This window comes from Streptomyces sp. NPDC053367, from assembly GCF_044545925.1.
In the GTDB taxonomy this organism is placed as follows: domain Bacteria; phylum Actinomycetota; class Actinomycetes; order Streptomycetales; family Streptomycetaceae; genus Streptomyces.
The window spans coordinates 60,369-77,552 of record NZ_JBITYN010000005.1 but is presented as its reverse complement, the minus strand read 5'-3'; the positions used below and the strand labels follow the sequence as shown (position 1 = coordinate 77,552).

Sequence of the window (17,184 nt, the reverse complement as noted above, 5' to 3'; positions counted from 1 at the left end):
TGGGAGATGGCCCCAGTCCTGGCAGACTGGTACGTCGGCTCCGGTTCACGTCCCCGCACCCCGCGGCGGACGACCCGGCGCCCTCCCGAAACCTAGGAGACACCTTGAAGCGCGACATCCACCCCGAGTACGTCGAGACGCAGGTCAGCTGCACCTGTGGCGCGTCGTTCACCACCCGCAGCACGATCGAGAGCGGCACCATCCGCGCCGAGGTCTGCTCCGAGTGCCACCCGTTCTACACGGGCAAGCAGAAGATCCTCGACACCGGTGGCCGTGTGGCCCGCTTCGAGGCCCGCTTCGGCAAGGCTGCCGCCGGCTCCAAGAAGTAGCGAGCCCCATATCGCCGGTCCACGGTCGCTCCCTCCCGGGGGTGCGCCCGGGACCGGCGTTTTTGGTCGCCCGCCCTTCACCCCGTACACCCCCACAGGAGCCCAAGATGTTCGAGGCCGTCGAGGAACTGGTCACCGAGCACGCCGATCTGGAGACGAAGCTTTCGGACCCCTCGGTCCACGCCGACCAGGCCAACGCGCGCAAGCTGAACAAGCGCTACGCCGAGCTCACTCCGATCGTCTCGACGTACCGCTCCTGGAAGCAGCTCGGCGACGACATCGACACCGCGCGTGAGTTCGCCGCCGACGACCCCGACTTCGCCGCCGAGGTCAAGGACCTCACCGCGCAGCGCGAGGAGCTCACCGAGAAGCTGCGCCTCCTGCTGGTCCCGCGCGACCCGAGTGACGACAAGGACGTCATTCTGGAGATCAAGGCCGGTGCCGGCGGCGACGAGTCCGCCCTGTTCGCGGGCGACCTGCTGCGCATGTACCTGCGCTACGCCGAGCGCGTCGGCTGGAAGACCGAGATCATCGACGCCACCGAGTCCGAGCTGGGCGGCTACAAGGACGTCCAGGTCGCCGTGAAGACCAAGGGCGGCAACGGCGCGACCGAGCCCGGGCAGGGCGTGTGGGCGCGGCTGAAGTACGAGGGCGGTGTGCACCGCGTGCAGCGCGTGCCGGCGACCGAGTCGCAGGGCCGTATCCACACCTCCGCCGCCGGTGTGCTCGTCACGCCCGAGGCCGAGGAGGTCGACGTCGAGATCAACCCGAACGACCTGCGCATCGACGTCTACCGGTCCTCCGGCCCCGGCGGCCAGTCCGTCAACACCACCGACTCGGCCGTGCGCATCACGCACATTCCGACCGGAGTCGTCGCCTCCTGCCAGAACGAGAAGAGCCAGCTGCAGAACAAGGAGCAGGCGATGCGTATCCTGCGCTCCAGGCTGCTCGCCGCGGCGCAGGAGGAGGCGGAGAGGGAGGCCGCCGACGCCCGCCGCAGCCAGGTCCGTACCGTCGACCGCTCCGAGAAGATCCGTACGTACAACTTCCCGGAGAACCGCATCTCGGACCACCGTGTCGGTTTCAAGGCGTACAACCTCGACCAGGTCCTGGACGGCGACCTCGACGCGGTGATCCAGGCCTGCGTCGACGCCGACTCGGCCGCCAAGCTCGCAGCCGCGTAAAGCCCGGGACGTACGAGTACCACCCACGGAGGACGAGCGTGAACCTGCTGCTCGCAGAGGTGGCCCAGGCCACTCAGCGGCTGGCCGACGCCGGCGTGCCCTCGCCGCGCACCGACGCGGAGGAGCTGGCCGCGTTCGTGCACGGCGTCAAGCGCGGCGAACTCCACTCCGTGAAGGACTCCGACTTCGACGCCCGCTACTGGGAGGTCGTCGCCCGGCGCGAGGCGCGTGAGCCGCTCCAGCACATCACCGGGCGGGCCTTCTTCCGCTACCTGGAACTCCAGGTCGGACCCGGCGTGTTCGTGCCGCGGCCGGAGACGGAGTCCGTGGTCGGCTGGGCCATAGACGCCGTACGCGCGATGGACGTCGTCGAGCCGTGCATCGTCGACCTGTGCACGGGCTCCGGCGCGATCGCGCTCGCCCTCGCCCAGGAGGTCCCGCGCTCGCGGGTGCACGCCGTGGAGCTGAGCGAGGACGCGCTGGTGTGGACCCGCAAGAACATGGAGGGCTCGCGCGTCGACCTGCGCCAGGGCAACGCGCTGGACGCCTTCCCCGACCTCGACGGCCAGGTCGACCTGGTGATCTCGAACCCGCCGTACATCCCGCTCACCGAGTGGGAGTACGTCGCCCCCGAGGCCCGCGACTACGACCCGCAGATGGCGCTGTTCTCCGGCGAGGACGGCCTGGACCTGATCCGCGGCATCGAGCGCACCGCGCACCGGCTGCTGCGCCCGGGCGGTGTCGTCGTGATCGAGCACGCCGACACCCAGGGCGGCCAGGTCCCGTGGATCTTCGCCGAGGAGCGGGGCTGGGCGGACGCCGCCGACCACCCGGACCTCAACAACCGCCCCCGCTTCGCGACCGCCCGCAAGGCGCTGCCGTGAGCACGCGCCACACTTCACCCCTGAGTTACGTGCCCGAGGAGGACCGCTAGACATGGCCCGGCGATACGACACCAACGACGCGACCGACCGCGTGACCGGTCTGCGTGAGGCCGCGTCCGCCGTCCGCCGTGGTGAGCTGGTGGTCCTGCCCACCGACACGGTGTACGGCATCGGCGCCGACGCGTTCTCCGCGGAGGCCGTCGCCGACCTGCTCGCCGCGAAGGGCCGGGGCCGCAACATGCCCACGCCCGTGCTCATCGGCTCGCCCAACACCCTGCACGGCCTCGTCACGGACTTCTCCGAGATGGCCTGGGAGCTGGTCGACGCGTTCTGGCCGGGTGCCCTCACCCTCGTCGCCAGGCACCAGCCGTCCCTCCAGTGGGACCTCGGCGACACCCGCGGCACCGTCGCGGTGCGCATGCCGCTGCACCCGGTCGCGATCGAGCTGCTCACCGAGGTCGGCCCGATGGCCGTGTCCTCGGCGAACCTGACCGGCCACCCGGCGCCGGAGACCTGCGACGCCGCCCAGGGGATGCTCGGCGACTCCGTCTCGGTGTACCTCGACGGCGGGCCCACCCCGGGCAACGTGCCGTCCTCCATCGTCGACGTCACCGGTCCTGTGCCCGTCCTGCTGCGTGAGGGAGCCCTCTCCCCGGACGAGCTGCGCAAGGTCGTCCCCGACCTCGAGGTGGCCAATTGACAGCCCCTGACGCGGGGCGTGGCATAGGCGGCATCGGGGAGGAGACGACCACCTTCGGCTTCCCCCGGGACTCCTTCCGCATCCTCCACGTCAGCACCGGGAACGTCTGCCGCTCGCCGATCACCGAGCGGCTGACCCGCCATTTCGTCAGCCAGCGGCTCGGCGTGCTGGGCGTCCCGCTGATAGTGGAGAGCGCGGGCACCTGGGGCCACGAGGGCGCGCCGATGGAGGCCAACGCCGAGACGGTGCTGGCCGACTTCGGCGCGGACGCCTCCGGCTTCACCGGCCGTGAGCTGCTCGACGAGCACGTCATCATGGCGGACCTCGTGCTGACGGCCACCCGCGACCACCGTGCCCAGGTCATCTCCATGGGCCACTCGGCGGGGCTGCGCACCTTCACGCTGAAGGAGTTCACCCGCCTGGTGAAGGCGATAGACCCGGCCACGCTGCCTCCGCTGGAGGACGGCGTGGTCACCCGCGCCCGTGCCCTGGTCCGTGCCGCGGCCGCTCTACGCGGGTGGCTTCTGGCGCCCACCGCCGAGGCCGACGAGGTGCACGACCCGTACGGGGCGCCGCTGACGTTCTTCCGCTCGATCGGCGAGGAGATACACGAGGCGCTGGACCCGGTCGTGACGGCCCTGACGGGTGTACCCGCACGGATGTAGCGGCCGCGCGCACCGCGCGTCCCGGCCCTACATTGGAGTCACGTCAACGCCGACGCGTACGCCCGGAGCCCACCATGACGGTCACTCCCGCCCTAGAGGCCGACGTCCTGCGCCGCCAGGACCCCGAACTGGCCGACGTGCTGTACGGGGAGCTCCAGCGCCAGTCCACGACGCTCCAGCTGATCGCCGCCGAGAACTTCTCCTCGCCCGCCGTGCTGGCCGCGCTGGGCTCACCGCTGGCCAACAAGTACGCCGAGGGCTATCCGGGCTCCCGCTACCACGGGGGCTGCGAGATCGTCGACGTCGCCGAGCGGATCGCCGTGGACCGGGCCAGGGCGCTGTTCGGCGCCGGGCACGCCAACGTCCAGTCGCACTCCGGCTCCTCCGCCGTCCTCGCCGCCTACGCGGCCCTCCTGCGCCCCGGTGACACCGTCCTCGCCCTCGGGCTGCCGCACGGCGGGCACCTCACCCACGGCTCGCCCGCGAACTTCTCCGGCCGCTGGTTCGACTTCGTCGGCTACGGCGTCGACGCCGAGACCGGTCTGATCGACTACGAGCAGGTCCGCGCCCTGGCCCGCGCCCACCGCCCGAAGGCGATCGTGTGCGGCTCGATCGCCTATCCCCGGCACATCGACTACGCCCTGTTCCGGGCCATCGCCGACGAGGCGGGCGCCTACCTGATCGCCGACGCCGCCCATCCGATGGGCCTGGTGGCCGGGGGAGCGGCGCCCAGTCCGGTGCCGTACGCGGACATCGTGTGCGCGACGACCCACAAGGTGCTGCGCGGGCCGCGCGGCGGGATGCTGCTGTGCGGGCAGGAGCTGGCCGAGCGGGTGGACCGGGCGGTGTTCCCGTTCACCCAGGGCGGCGCGCAGATGCACACCATCGCCGCGAAGGCCGTCGCGTTCGGCGAGGCGTCCACCCCGGAGTTCGCCGCGTACGCCCATCAGGTGGTGGCCAACGCGAAGGCGCTGGCCGCCCGGCTCGCTGACGAGGGTCTGGTCGTCACCACGGGTGGCACCGACACCCACCTGATCACCGCCGACCCGGCGCCGCTGGGCGTGGACGGCCGGGACGCGCGCGGCCGGCTCGCCGCGGCGGGCGTGGTGCTGGACTGCTGCGCCCTGCCGCACGGCGACGCCCGCGGGGTGCGGCTCGGCACGGCCGCGGTGACCACGCAGGGCATGGGGGAGCAGGAGATGGCCCGGATCGCCGCACTGCTGGTCGCTGTCCTGCGCGACGAGCTCGACAGCCGCGCGGCCCGCGAGGAGGTACGGCGGCTGGTGGCGGACTTCCCGCCGTATCCGGGCTGATCCTGGGTAGGCGGTTCCCGCGTGCCGTTCCAGGGTGTGTGAACCGCCGCACAGCCACACGTGCAACCATCGTCGCTACCCGGAAGTCCCCACACATATGCGTCGCGTATGCGACCGTCGCTAGGGTGTGGGGCTGTGATGGCCAGCGAGACCTGTGGGGAAGCCCGTGCGTGAATACCTGCTGACGCTCTGCATCACGGCCGCGGTGACGTATCTGCTGACAGGGCCGGTACGGAAGTTCGCGATCGTGGCCGGGGCGATGCCGGAGATCCGGGCCCGGGACGTGCACCGGGAACCGACTCCGCGGCTCGGCGGTATCGCCATGTTCTTCGGGCTGTGCGCGGGCCTGCTGGTGGCCGCACACCTGGCGAACCTCAGCGCGGTCTTCGAGACGTCCAACGAGCCGCGGGCGCTGCTGTCCGGGGCCGCGCTGATCTGGCTGATCGGTGTCCTGGACGACAAGTTCGAGATCGACGCGCTGATCAAGCTGGGCGGCCAGATGATCGCCGCGGGCGTGATGGTCATGCAGGGTCTGACGATCCTGTGGCTGCCCATCCCCGGCTTCGGCAACGTGGCGCTGACCCAGTGGCAGGGCACCCTGCTCACGGTCGCGCTGGTGGTCATCACCATCAACGCCGTGAACTTCGTCGACGGCCTGGACGGCCTGGCCGCGGGCATGGTGTGCATCGCCTCGGCCGCGTTCTTCCTCTACGCCTACCGGGTGTGGGTGTCGTACGGCATCGAGGCCGCCGCCCCGGCGACGCTGTTCGCGGCGATCCTGATGGGCATGTGCCTGGGCTTCCTGCCGCACAACATGCACCCGGCGCGGATCTTCATGGGCGACTCGGGCTCGATGCTGATCGGCCTGGTACTGGCGGCCGGGGCGATCTCCATCACGGGCCAGGTCGACCCGGACGCGCTGAAGCTGTTCGCCGGCTCGGAGAAGGAGGCCGTGCACCAGACGGTGCCGGTGTACATCCCGCTGCTGCTGCCGCTGACCATCATCGCGATCCCCGCGGCCGACCTGATCCTGGCGATCGTCCGCCGCACCTGGCGCGGCCAGTCCCCGTTCGCCGCCGACCGCGGCCACCTCCACCACCGCCTGCTGGAGATCGGCCACTCCCACAGCCGGGCCGTGCTGATCATGTACTTCTGGTCCGCGCTGATCGCCTTCGGCGCGCTCGCCTACTCCGTCAACTCGGCGTCCATGTGGATCGTCCTCGGTGTGGTGGGCCTGAGCGCCATCGGCCTGGTGCTGCTCCTGCTGCCGAGGTTCCGGCCGCGCGTACCGGTCTGGGCCCAGCACCTCGTGCCGCCCCGCTACCGGCGCCGCGGTGCCGCGGAACCCGCCGGGGACCCCCTGCCGCAGGCCCCGGAGCCGGCCACGGAGGAACCACGCACCCCGGTCACCGTCGGCGCCCGCACGGTCAACGGGGCGACGGCACTCAGCGCCCGTACGCATGTCTCGGACCGGAGCAAGGCGGGCACCTCGCGCTGACGCGAAGGTAAGAATCTGACTAGAGCATTGCCAATTCATGGGGGAGCGAACCGGGCGAATAGCACACAAGCTGCCCCGGTTTCTGCACAGACGCGCGCTTTCACTCTCATGTGTGACTGCGAGCACACCAGGCAGGTAAAGACCTCATCAAATAGTTTGTGATACCGTTCACGAGAACCCGGGATAGAGCCGAAGGACCTCACTGCGACGGTCCGATCGGACGTGAGGTTCTCTCTCGCCCCGGGACTACGCTCGTCCATGACGACACCCTGCCCCCTTTGAAAGCGGAGTTGCCGCCATGCCGTCCAATGACGTCCGGATCCTGGCCCAAGCTGCTGTCCCCACAGCGGTTGTCGGCGCCGTGGCGGCCGTCGTCGGCGGTGTCGTGGCCGGCGGGGACGGCGTGATCGGTGCGGTCGTCGCGACGCTGGTGGTGATCCTCTTCATGGGGATCGGCCTCTACGTCCTGCAGCGCACTGCCAAATCGCTTCCGCATCTCTTCCAGGCCATGGGCCTGATGCTCTACGCGGCGCAGATCCTGCTGCTGTTCGTCTTCGTCGCGGCGTTCAAGAACACCACGTTGTTCCACCCGAAGGTCTTCGCGCTCACGCTCGTCGCCGGCACCCTCACGTGGATCGCCGCGCAGACGCGTGCGCACATGAAGTCCAAAATTCTCTACGTCGAACCCGATTCGGCCACCTCCTCGACCGGCGACAAGCCCGGAAACTCGGGGCATTCGTCGTGAGGGGTAGGGCCGGGATAAAGACGTCAGAGAGATCCTGCTATCGTCCGGTGCCAACTGCGGCATCGCGGGCGCGGGCATCCGAGCTGACGCCTGCTCGATCGCGAGGCGAGATGCCCCACAGCCGCCCCCACATCCGTAACACCAGTCCCGTGCCGAACCGCGGCCGCACGCCGCGCCGACACAACGAGGTTGCCGTACCTATGCGCCACGATGAAGGAGCCCGCGGTGAGTGCTGACCCGACGCAGGTGCTCGCCTTCGAGACCGATTGCCACCTGTTCGACGGATGTGGCTTCCCGGCTCCCGGCCTGCACTCGTTCCTCTTCGAGCCGCTCTGGGGCGACGCAGACGGCAACGGCTTCTACTTCAACAAGCCGATGCTCCTCGCGCTGCTCGGCTCGATCATCGTGATCGGCTTCTTCTGGGCCGCCTTCGCCAAGCCGAAGGTCGTCCCGGGCAAGCTCCAGATGGTCGCCGAGGCCGGCTACGACTTCGTACGCCGCGGCATCGTCTACGAGACGATCGGAAAGAAGGAAGGCGAGAAGTACGTACCGCTCGCCGTCTCGCTCTTCTTCTTCATCTGGATGATGAACCTCTGGTCCATCATCCCCGTGGCCGCCTTCCCGGTGACGTCGATCATCGCCTACCCCGCGATCCTGGCCCTGATCGTCTACGTCACCTGGGTCTCCCTGACCTTCAAGCGGCATGGTTTCGTCGGCGCCTTCAAGAACTTCACGGGCTACGACAAGTCGCTCGGCCCGGTGCTCCCGCTGGCCATGACCATCGAGTTCTTCTCGAACCTCCTGGTCCGCCCGTTCACGCACGCGGTCCGACTCTTCGCGAACATGTTCGCCGGCCACACGCTGCTGCTGCTGTTCACCATCGCCAGCTGGTACATGCTGAACGGCATCGGTATCGCCTACTCGGCGGTCTCGTTCGTGATGGTCATCGTCATGACCGCGTTCGAGCTCTTCATCCAGGCGGTCCAGGCGTACGTGTTCGTCCTGCTGACCTGCACCTTCATCCAGGGCGCGCTCGCCGAGCACCACTGAGCACCCCCGCTTTCGAACCCCCAGCCGTCCGGTGGCCAACCCCCACCGGTCCGTAAAGAGAAGGAAGAACTGGCATGTCCCAGACCCTCGCTGCTGTCACCGGTGACCTCGGCTCCGTCGGTTACGGTCTCGCTGCCATCGGCCCCGGCGTCGGCGTCGGCATCATCTTCGGTAACGGCACCCAGGCCCTCGCCCGCCAGCCCGAGGCGGCCGGTCTGATCCGCGCCAACCAGATCCTCGGCTTCGCCTTCTGTGAGGCGCTCGCCCTCATCGGTCTGGTCATGCCCTTCGTCTACTAAGACGAGCGCTGACGACCGTTTTCGACGAAAGGCACTGATGTGAACGCCCTGGTTTTGCTGGCGTCTGAGGGTGAGAAGGAGAATCCCCTCATTCCGCCGTGGCCGGAAGTTGTCATCGGCCTGATCGCCTTCGTCATCGTCTTCGGTTTCCTCGCCAAGAAGCTTCTTCCGACCATCAACAAGGTTCTGGAAGAGCGGCGTGAGGCCATCGAGGGCGGTATCGAGAAGGCCGAGGCCGCGCAGACCGAGGCCCAGAGCGTCCTCGAGCAGTACAAGGCCCAGCTCGCCGAGGCCCGGCACGAGGCCGCGCGTCTGCGCCAGGAGGCGCAGGAGCAGGGTGCCGCGCTCATCGCTGAGATGCGTGCGGAGGGCCAGCGCCAGCGCGAGGAGATCATCGCCGCCGGTCACGCCCAGATCGAGGCCGACCGCAAGGCCGCCGCGTCCGCGCTGCGCCAGGACGTCGGCAAGCTCGCCACCGACCTGGCCGGCAAGCTCGTCGGTGAGTCCCTCGAGGACCACGCCCGCCAGAGCCGTGTCATCGACCGGTTCCTGGACGAGCTCGACGCGAAGGCCGAGGCCGCGCGATGAACGGAGCGAGCCGCGAGGCCCTGGCAGCCGCACGCGAGCGTCTCGACGCGCTGACGGACGCCACGTCCGTGGACGCGGCGCGGCTCGCCGACGAGCTGGCCGCCGTCACCGCGCTGCTCGACCGCGAGGTGTCGCTGCGTCGGGTCCTGACCGACCCGGCGCAGGCCGGAGAGGCCAAGGCCGTGCTGGCCCAGCGCCTGTTCGGCGGACAGGTCGGCGGCGAGACCGCGGATCTGCTGGCCGGCATGGTGCGCTCCCGCTGGTCGCAGTCCCGCGACCTGGTGGACGCGCTCGAGGAGCTGGCGAACACCGCCGACCTCACCGCAGCGCAGAAGAACGGCTCGCTGGACGACGTCGAGGACGAGCTGTTCCGGTTCGGCCGGATCGTCTCCGGCAGCACCGAGCTGCGTGCCGCGCTGACCGACCGGGCGGCCAGCACCGCGGCCAAGAGCGAGCTGCTGCGCAGCCTGCTCGGCGGCCGTGCCAGGGCCACCACCGAGCGTCTGGTGACGCGCCTTGTGACCGCGCCCCGGGGACGTAGCCTGGAGTCGGGACTGGAGTCCCTGTCCGAGCTCGCCGCCGAGCGCCGGGACCGCATGGTCGCCGTCGTCACCTCGGCGGTACCGCTGAGCGACGGCCAGAAGCAGCGCCTGGGCGCCGCACTGGCGAAGCTCTACGGGCGTCAGATGCACCTCAACCTCGACGTGGACCCCGCGGTTCTCGGCGGGATCCGGGTGCAGGTCGGTGACGAGGTCATCAACGGCTCCCTCGCCGACCGCATCGAGGACGCCGGCCGCCGCCTGGCGAGCTAGCCGCAACTGAAAACGCAGTACGTACTTACGGCCCATGTTGGGCCGTGCAGAGGATTCCTGGGGGTCGCCCCCAGACCCCCAAAGTGAAACTTCGGGCCCAACAAGGAGAGCAGGGAACCCAGATGGCGGAGCTCACGATCCGGCCGGAGGAGATCCGGGACGCGCTGGAGAACTTCGTCCAGGCGTACAAGCCGGACGCGGCCTCGCGCGAGGAGGTCGGTACGGTCACCGTCGCCGGCGACGGTATCGCCAAGATCGAGGGTCTGCCCTCGGCCATGGCGAACGAGCTGCTGAAGTTCGAGGACGGCTCCCTCGGTCTCGCGCTGAACCTGGAAGAGCGCGAGATCGGTGCCGTCGTGCTCGGTGAGTTCAGCGGTATCGAGGAGGGTCAGCCGGTCACCCGCACCGGTGAGGTCCTGTCGGTCGCCGTGGGCGAGGGGTACCTCGGCCGCGTCGTCGACCCGCTCGGCAACCCGATCGACGGCCTCGGCGAGATCGAGACCAGCGGTCGTCGTGCCCTCGAGCTGCAGGCCCCCACGGTCATGCAGCGCAAGTCGGTGCACGAGCCGATGGAGACCGGCTACAAGGCCGTCGACGCGATGACCCCGATCGGCCGTGGTCAGCGTCAGCTGATCATCGGTGACCGCCAGACCGGCAAGACCGCCCTGGCCGTCGACACGATCATCAACCAGCGCGACAACTGGCGCACCGGCGACCCGAGCAAGCAGGTCCGCTGCATCTACGTCGCCATCGGGCAGAAGGGCTCCACCATCGCCGGCGTGCGCCGCGCGCTGGAGGAGAACGGCGCCCTGGAGTACACGACCATCGTCGCCGCCCCGGCGTCCGACCCGGCGGGCTTCAAGTACCTCGCGCCCTACACCGGCTCGGCCATCGGTCAGCAGTGGATGTACGAGGGCAAGCACGTCCTCATCATCTTCGACGACCTGTCCAAGCAGGCCGACGCCTACCGCGCCGTGTCGCTGCTGCTGCGCCGTCCGCCGGGCCGCGAGGCCTACCCGGGCGACGTCTTCTACCTGCACTCCCGTCTGCTGGAGCGCTGCGCCAAGCTCTCCGACGAGATGGGCGCCGGCTCGATGACCGGTCTGCCGATCGTCGAGACCAAGGCCAACGACGTGTCGGCGTTCATCCCGACCAACGTCATCTCCATCACCGACGGCCAGTGCTTCCTGGAGTCCGACCTGTTCAACGCCGGTCAGCGCCCGGCCCTGAACGTCGGTATCTCGGTCTCCCGAGTCGGTGGCTCCGCCCAGCACAAGGCGATGCGCCAGGTGTCCGGCCGTCTGCGCGTGGACCTCGCCCAGTTCCGTGAGCTGGAGGCGTTCGCCGCCTTCGGTTCCGACCTGGACGCCGCGTCGAAGGCGCAGCTGGAGCGCGGTCAGCGCATGGTCGAGCTGCTGAAGCAGGACCAGTACCAGCCGATGGCCACCGAGTACCAGGTCGTCTCCGTCTGGGCCGGCACCAACGGCCGTATGGACGACGTCCCGGTCGCCGACATCCGCCGCTTCGAGCGCGAGCTGCTCCAGTACCTGAAGGACCAGCACAAGGGTCTGATGACCTCCATCAAGGAGGGCGCGAAGATGTCGGACGACACCATCGCCGCCATCGACTCGGCCGTCGCGGAGTTCAAGAAGCAGTTCGAGACCTCCGACGGCAAGCTGCTCGGCGAGGACGCTCCGGCCGCTGCCGCCAAGTGACGTAAGGAAGGGACCTGACTCATGGGAGCCCAGCTCCGGGTCTACAAGCGTCGCATCCGATCCGTCACCGCGACCAAGAAGATCACCAAGGCGATGGAGATGATCGCCGCCTCGCGCGTCGTCAAGGCGCAGCGCAAGGTGGCGGCCTCCACGCCGTACGCGCAGGAACTGACCCGCGCGGTCACGGCGGTCGGTACCGGGTCGAACACCAAGCACCCGCTCACCACCCAGGCCGAGACGGTCACCCGGTCCGCAGTGCTGCTGCTGACCAGCGACCGCGGTCTGGCCGGTGCGTTCAACTCCAACGCCATCAAGGCCGCGGAGCAGCTGACCGCGCGCCTGGAGGGCGAGGGCAAGCAGGTCGACACGTACATCGTCGGCCGGCGCGGTGTGGCCCACTACAACTTCCGTGAGCGCAAGGTCGCGGGGTCGTGGACCGGCTTCACCGACGAGCCCACGTACGCGGACGCCAAGAAGGTCGCCGCGTCCCTGATCGAGGCCATCGAGAAGGACACGGCGGACGGCGGCGTGGACGAGCTCCACATCGTCTACACCGAGTTCGTGTCGATGATGACGCAGACGGCGATCGACAGCCGGATGCTGCCGCTCAGCCTCGAAGAGGTCGCGAAGGAAGCAGCCCCCAAGGGCGAGATCCTTCCGCTGTACGACTTCGAGCCCTCGGCGGAGGACGTCCTCGACGCCCTGCTGCCGCGGTACGTCGAGAGCCGGATCTACAACGCGCTGCTGCAGTCGGCCGCTTCCAAGCACGCCGCCACCCGGCGCGCGATGAAGTCGGCCACCGACAACGCGGGCGAGCTGATCAACACGCTCTCCCGTCTTGCCAACGCGGCCCGCCAGGCCGAAATCACCCAGGAAATCAGCGAGATCGTCGGTGGCGCGAGCGCCCTGGCCGACGCGACCGCGGGGAGTGACAACTAATGACCACCACTGCTCAGACGGCCACGGCGACGGGCCGCGTCGCGCGGGTCATCGGCCCGGTCGTCGACGTGGAGTTCCCCGTCGACGCGATGCCGGAGATCTACAACGCCCTTCACGTCGAGGTGGCCGACCCGGCCAACGCCGGCGAGAAGAAGACGCTGACCCTGGAGGTCGCCCAGCACCTGGGTGACGGCCTGGTCCGCACCATCTCCATGCAGCCGACCGACGGTCTGGTCCGCCAGGCCGTGGTCGTCGACACCGGCAACGGCATCACCGTCCCGGTCGGCGACTTCACCAAGGGCAAGGTGTTCAACACCCTCGGTGAGGTGCTGAACGTCGACGAGTCCTACGAGGGCGAGCGCTGGTCCATCCACCGCAAGGCCCCGAACTTCGACGAGCTCGAGTCGAAGACCGAGATGTTCGAGACCGGCGTCAAGGTCATCGACCTTCTCACCCCGTACGTCAAGGGTGGAAAGATCGGTCTGTTCGGTGGTGCCGGCGTCGGCAAGACGGTGCTCATCCAGGAGATGATCTACCGCGTCGCCAACAACCACGACGGTGTGTCGGTGTTCGCCGGTGTCGGTGAGCGCACCCGTGAGGGCAACGACCTCATCGAGGAGATGTCGGACTCCGGCGTCATCGACAAGACCGCGCTGGTCTTCGGCCAGATGGACGAGCCCCCGGGCACCCGTCTGCGCGTGGCCCTGGCCGGTCTGACCATGGCGGAGTACTTCCGCGATGTGCAGAAGCAGGACGTGCTGTTCTTCATCGACAACATCTTCCGCTTCACCCAGGCCGGTTCCGAGGTGTCGACCCTGCTCGGCCGTATGCCCTCCGCGGTGGGCTACCAGCCGAACCTGGCCGACGAGATGGGTCTCCTCCAGGAGCGCATCACCTCGACCCGTGGTCACTCGATCACCTCGATGCAGGCGATCTACGTCCCCGCGGACGACCTGACCGACCCGGCCCCGGCCACCACCTTCGCCCACCTCGACGCGACGACGGTTCTGTCCCGTCCGATCTCGGAGAAGGGCATCTACCCGGCCGTGGACCCGCTGGACTCCACGTCCCGGATCCTCGACCCGCGCTACATCACGCGTGAGCACTACGACGCGGCGATGCGCGTGAAGAACATCCTGCAGAAGTACAAGGACCTGCAGGACATCATCGCGATCCTCGGTATCGACGAGCTCGGCGAGGAGGACAAGCTCGTCGTCCACCGGGCCCGTCGCGTGGAGCGCTTCCTGTCCCAGAACACCCACGTCGCCAAGCAGTTCACCGGCGTGGACGGTTCGGACGTGCCGCTGGACGAGTCGATCGCCGCGTTCAACGCGATCTGCGACGGCGAGTACGACCACTTCCCGGAGCAGGCGTTCTTCATGTGCGGTGGTCTCGAGGACCTGAAGAAGAACGCGAAGGAGCTGGGCGTCTCCTGACCCGGGCAGCTGCCTGAGTCGTGAGGGGGCGGGCACGTCCCGCCCCCTCTCTCACGCCTACTAGACTTGTAACCAACACCCGGCAGAACCGCCGGGTGGTGACCCGAGGAGCCACCTTGGCTGCTGAGCTGCACGTCGCGCTGGTCGCGGCCGACCGAGAGGTCTGGTCCGGCGAGGCCACCCTGGTCGTCGCGCGCACCACGTCCGGCGACATCGGCGTCATGCCCGGTCACCAGCCGCTGCTCGGTGTGCTGGAGTCGGGCCCGGTGACCATTCGTACGAGTGACGGCGGGACCGTGATCGCCGCGGTGCACGGCGGTTTCATCTCGTTCGCGGACAACAAGCTGTCGCTGCTGGCCGAGATCGCCGAGCTGTCGGACGAGATCGACGTCCAGCGCGCGGAGCGGGAGCTGGAGCGCGCGAAGGCGGAGGGCGACGCCGCCGCCGAGCGGCGTGCGGACGTCCGTCTGCGGGCGGCGGCGCGCTGACACAGCGCTCGCACGCGATGATGTAACTCAGCCGCGGCCGGCACCGGAAGTCTCCGGTGCCGGCCGCGGCTGAGGCAGATCTGGGTGTTTTTTACGTTCCGTTACCTAGGAGACGAGGAGGTCGGTGTCGATGGTCCTCGCTCTGACTGTGTGCGGAATCGTCGTCGCGCTCGTGGTGCTGGGGTTGTTCGTCTTCGGTCTGCGCCGCAGGCTGATCCAGCGCTCCGGCGGCACCTTCGACTGCTCCCTGCGCTGGGACGTCCCCGAGGGCGGTGACACCAGCGGCAAGGGCTGGGCGTACGGCATCGCCCGCTACAACGGCGACCGTGTCGAATGGTTCCGCGTCTTCTCCTACGCCCCTCGCCCGCGCCGTGTGCTGGAGCGCGCCTCGATCGAGGTGGCCGGCCGCCGCGTCCCGGAGGGCGAGGAGGAGCTGGCCCTGCTGTCCGACGCGGTGATCCTGGCCTGTCTGCACCGGGGCACGCGCCTGGAGCTCGCCATGAGCGAAGACGCGCTGACCGGTTTCCTCGCGTGGCTTGAGGCAGCCCCGCCCGGTCAGCGCGTCAATGTCGCTTAGTGCTTGATCTTTACTTCAGGCCGTTGCTGATCGCGGTCACCAGCTCACCGTTGCTGGTGTCGCCGGAGAACTCCCAGAAGAAGGCGCCGCCCAGGCCCTGGTTCTTGGCCCAGGTCATCTTGGTGCCGATGGTGGCGGGGGTGTCGTAGGACCACCAGTTGGTGCCGCAGTGGGCGTACGCCGTGCCGCCGACGGTGCCGGTGGCGGGGCAGGAGCCCTTGAGGATCTTGTAGTCCTCGATGCCGGCCTCGTAGGTGCCGGGCGCCGGGCCCGTGGCCGTGCCGCCGGGGGCGGACTGGGTGACGCCGGTCCAGCCGCGGCCGTAGAAGCCGATGCCGAGCAGCAGCTTGGACGCCGGGACGCCCTTGGCCCTCAGCTTGGCGATGGCGTCGGCCGAGTTGAAGCCGGCCTTCGGGATGCCGGAGTACGAGGTCAGCGGGGAGTGCGGGGCCGTCGGGCCGGTCTTGTCCCAGGCGCCGAAGTAGTCGTACGTCATCACGTTGTACCAGTCGACGTACTGGCCGGCGCCGCCGTAGTCGGCCGCGTCGATCTTGCCGCCGTCGCTGGCGTCGGCGGTGATGGCCGCGGTGATCAGGTAGTTCGGGCCGAACTCGGCGCGCAGCGCCTGCATGAGGTTCTTGAAGGCCGCGGCGCCGGAGGTGTCGCAGGACAGACCGCAGGCGTTGGGGTACTCCCAGTCGATGTCGATGCCGTCGAAGACGTCGGCCCAGCGCGGGTCCTCGATCACGGCCTTGCAGGACTTGGCGAAGGCGGCGGCGTTGGCCGCGGCCTGCCCGAAGCCGCCGGAGTAGGTCCAGCCGCCGAAGGAGTACAGCACCTTGATGTGCGGGTACTTCGCCTTCAGCTGGCGCAGCTGGTTGAAGTTGCCGCGCAGCGGCTGGTCCCAGGTGTCGGCGGTGCCGGAGACGGACTGGTCGGCGGTGTACGCCTTGTCGTAGGCGGCGTAGGTGTCGTCGACGGTGCACTGACCGTTCTTGACGTTGCCGAACGCGTAGTTGATGTGGGTGATCTTCGAGGCGCTGCCCGAGGTCACCAGGTTCTTGACGTGGTAGTTGCGGCCGTAGACGCCCCACTCGGTGAAGTAGCCGAGGTTGACCTTGGCGCCGGGCTGCGGGCCGGGGTCGGTGCCTCCGCCGCCGGTGGTGCGCACGGCGACCGAGCCGCTGGCCGGGCCGGTCTGGTCGGCGGTGTCACGGGCCTGGACGGAGTAGGAGTAGTCGGTGCCGGCGGTCAGGCCGGTGTCCGTGTAGCTCGTTCCGGTGACGGTGGCGACCTTGGTGCCGCCGCGCAGGACGTCGTAGTTCTTGATGCCCTTGTCGTCGGTGGCCGCGCTCCAGGTGAGCTTCACCGAGGTGTCGGTGATGTCGGAGGCGGTGGGGGTGCCCGGCGCGGAGGGCGCCGTGTCGCCGGGGACGGTGGTGCCGTCGCAGGAGCCGCCGTTGAGCTTGCAGCCCGTGGGGGAGCCGGTGCCGGTGCCGTTGAAGCCGAAGGTGACGGAGGCGCCGGGGGCGAGGGAGCCGTTCCAGGACTTGTTCTTGGCGGTCCAGTGCAGACCGGAGGAGCTGAAGTCGGCGTCCCAGCCGGACGTGACGGAGGTTCCGGAGGGGAAGTCCCACTCGACGGTCCAGGAGCTGATGGTGGTGGTGCCGGTGTTCTTCACCGTCCACCGGCCCTCGAAGCCGGTGCCCCAGTCCGAGGCCTTGGTGTAGCTGGCGGTGGCGCTGGTCGCGGCCTCTGCGGGGCTCGCGAGTCCGACCATGCCGGCCACGGGGAGGAGGAGCGTGGCGAGTCCGGCCGCCGCTTTGTGTCTGAAGCGCATGCAGCGCCTCCTTTGTCGACAGGGGGTGTGGGGCGTGACTGAGCCTTCACGCCCACGGTGCGGCGAGGATAGGAAAGGTCTGGACCATAGGTCAATAGGTCTGGACCACTTCTCCCGAGGTG

At 69.1% G+C, this 17,184-nt stretch carries 18 protein-coding genes; 17 read left to right on the top strand and 1 reads right to left on the bottom strand.

Features of this window, described 5'->3' with window-relative positions; all coding sequences use genetic code 11:
• The first annotated feature begins 104 nt into the window (after positions 1-104).
• From rpmE to ACIGXJ_RS15645, 17 genes are all read left to right on the top strand, one after another.
• Positions 105-329, top strand: a complete 225-nt coding sequence (gene rpmE / locus ACIGXJ_RS15725; RefSeq protein ID WP_019326867.1) for a 50S ribosomal protein L31 — start codon at positions 105-107, stop codon at positions 327-329.
• 107 nt (positions 330-436) lie between these two features.
• Positions 437-1,513 (top strand): peptide chain release factor 1, encoded by a 1,077-nt coding sequence (prfA, locus tag ACIGXJ_RS15720; protein ID WP_399645010.1) that lies wholly within the window; start codon positions 437-439, stop codon positions 1,511-1,513.
• Positions 1,514-1,551: 38 nt separating this feature from the next.
• On the top strand, positions 1,552-2,397 hold the full coding sequence (gene prmC, locus ACIGXJ_RS15715) for a peptide chain release factor N(5)-glutamine methyltransferase (protein ID WP_399645008.1): 846 nt from the start codon (positions 1,552-1,554) through the stop codon (positions 2,395-2,397).
• Positions 2,398-2,449: 52 nt separating this feature from the next.
• Positions 2,450-3,097 carry an L-threonylcarbamoyladenylate synthase gene (locus tag ACIGXJ_RS15710; RefSeq protein ID WP_399645006.1) on the top strand — a complete coding sequence of 216 codons (648 nt, stop codon included), beginning with the start codon at positions 2,450-2,452 and terminating at the stop codon, positions 3,095-3,097.
• A complete protein-coding gene (locus ACIGXJ_RS15705; protein WP_399645004.1) occupies positions 3,094-3,762 on the top strand; it encodes a protein-tyrosine-phosphatase in 669 nt (222 codons plus the stop codon). The genes ACIGXJ_RS15710 and ACIGXJ_RS15705 overlap by 4 nt, the downstream gene beginning before the upstream one ends.
• 74 nt (positions 3,763-3,836) lie before the next feature.
• Positions 3,837-5,075: a serine hydroxymethyltransferase gene (glyA, locus tag ACIGXJ_RS15700; RefSeq protein ID WP_399645002.1), complete on the top strand. Its 1,239-nt coding sequence runs from the start codon at positions 3,837-3,839 to the stop codon at positions 5,073-5,075.
• A 166-nt stretch (positions 5,076-5,241) separates the two neighbouring features.
• Positions 5,242-6,573: an MraY family glycosyltransferase gene (locus ACIGXJ_RS15695; RefSeq protein ID WP_399645000.1), complete on the top strand. Its 1,332-nt coding sequence runs from the start codon at positions 5,242-5,244 to the stop codon at positions 6,571-6,573.
• A 298-nt stretch (positions 6,574-6,871) separates the two neighbouring features.
• Positions 6,872-7,318 (top strand): hypothetical protein, encoded by a 447-nt coding sequence (locus tag ACIGXJ_RS15690; RefSeq protein ID WP_399644998.1) that lies wholly within the window; start codon positions 6,872-6,874, stop codon positions 7,316-7,318.
• A gap of 210 nt (positions 7,319-7,528) precedes the next feature.
• Entirely contained in the window at positions 7,529-8,368 is an 840-nt protein-coding gene (gene atpB, locus ACIGXJ_RS15685; protein ID WP_399644996.1) for a F0F1 ATP synthase subunit A, read from the top strand.
• A gap of 74 nt (positions 8,369-8,442) precedes the next feature.
• Positions 8,443-8,667, top strand: coding sequence for an ATP synthase F0 subunit C (gene atpE / locus ACIGXJ_RS15680; protein ID WP_018521144.1), 225 nt, complete (start codon positions 8,443-8,445; stop codon positions 8,665-8,667).
• A 39-nt stretch (positions 8,668-8,706) separates the two neighbouring features.
• Entirely contained in the window at positions 8,707-9,255 is a 549-nt protein-coding gene (locus tag ACIGXJ_RS15675) for a F0F1 ATP synthase subunit B (RefSeq protein ID WP_399644994.1), read from the top strand.
• Positions 9,252-10,067, top strand: coding sequence for a F0F1 ATP synthase subunit delta (locus ACIGXJ_RS15670; RefSeq protein WP_399644992.1), 816 nt, complete (start codon positions 9,252-9,254; stop codon positions 10,065-10,067). The genes ACIGXJ_RS15675 and ACIGXJ_RS15670 overlap by 4 nt, the downstream gene beginning before the upstream one ends.
• Before the next feature lie 122 nt (positions 10,068-10,189).
• Positions 10,190-11,782, top strand: coding sequence for a F0F1 ATP synthase subunit alpha (atpA, locus tag ACIGXJ_RS15665; RefSeq protein ID WP_399644990.1), 1,593 nt, complete (start codon positions 10,190-10,192; stop codon positions 11,780-11,782).
• A gap of 21 nt (positions 11,783-11,803) precedes the next feature.
• The gene (locus ACIGXJ_RS15660) at positions 11,804-12,721 is read left to right on the top strand and encodes a F0F1 ATP synthase subunit gamma (RefSeq protein WP_399644987.1); all 918 of its coding nucleotides are present in this window, start codon (positions 11,804-11,806) and stop codon (positions 12,719-12,721) included.
• Complete coding sequence (gene atpD, locus ACIGXJ_RS15655) at positions 12,721-14,157, top strand: F0F1 ATP synthase subunit beta (protein WP_399644985.1); 1,437 nt, start codon at positions 12,721-12,723, stop codon at positions 14,155-14,157. The genes ACIGXJ_RS15660 and atpD overlap by 1 nt, the downstream gene beginning before the upstream one ends.
• Positions 14,158-14,273: 116 nt before the next feature.
• Complete coding sequence (locus ACIGXJ_RS15650; RefSeq protein WP_399644983.1) at positions 14,274-14,645, top strand: F0F1 ATP synthase subunit epsilon; 372 nt, start codon at positions 14,274-14,276, stop codon at positions 14,643-14,645.
• 130 nt (positions 14,646-14,775) lie between these two features.
• Positions 14,776-15,222: a DUF2550 domain-containing protein gene (locus tag ACIGXJ_RS15645; protein ID WP_399644981.1), complete on the top strand. Its 447-nt coding sequence runs from the start codon at positions 14,776-14,778 to the stop codon at positions 15,220-15,222.
• Between the two features lie 10 nt (positions 15,223-15,232).
• Here the strand turns inward: ACIGXJ_RS15645 and ACIGXJ_RS15640 are convergent, their stop codons facing one another.
• Entirely contained in the window at positions 15,233-17,062 is a 1,830-nt protein-coding gene (locus ACIGXJ_RS15640) for a glycosyl hydrolase family 18 protein (RefSeq protein ID WP_399644979.1), read from the bottom strand.
• Between the last annotated feature and the right edge of the window lie 122 nt (positions 17,063-17,184).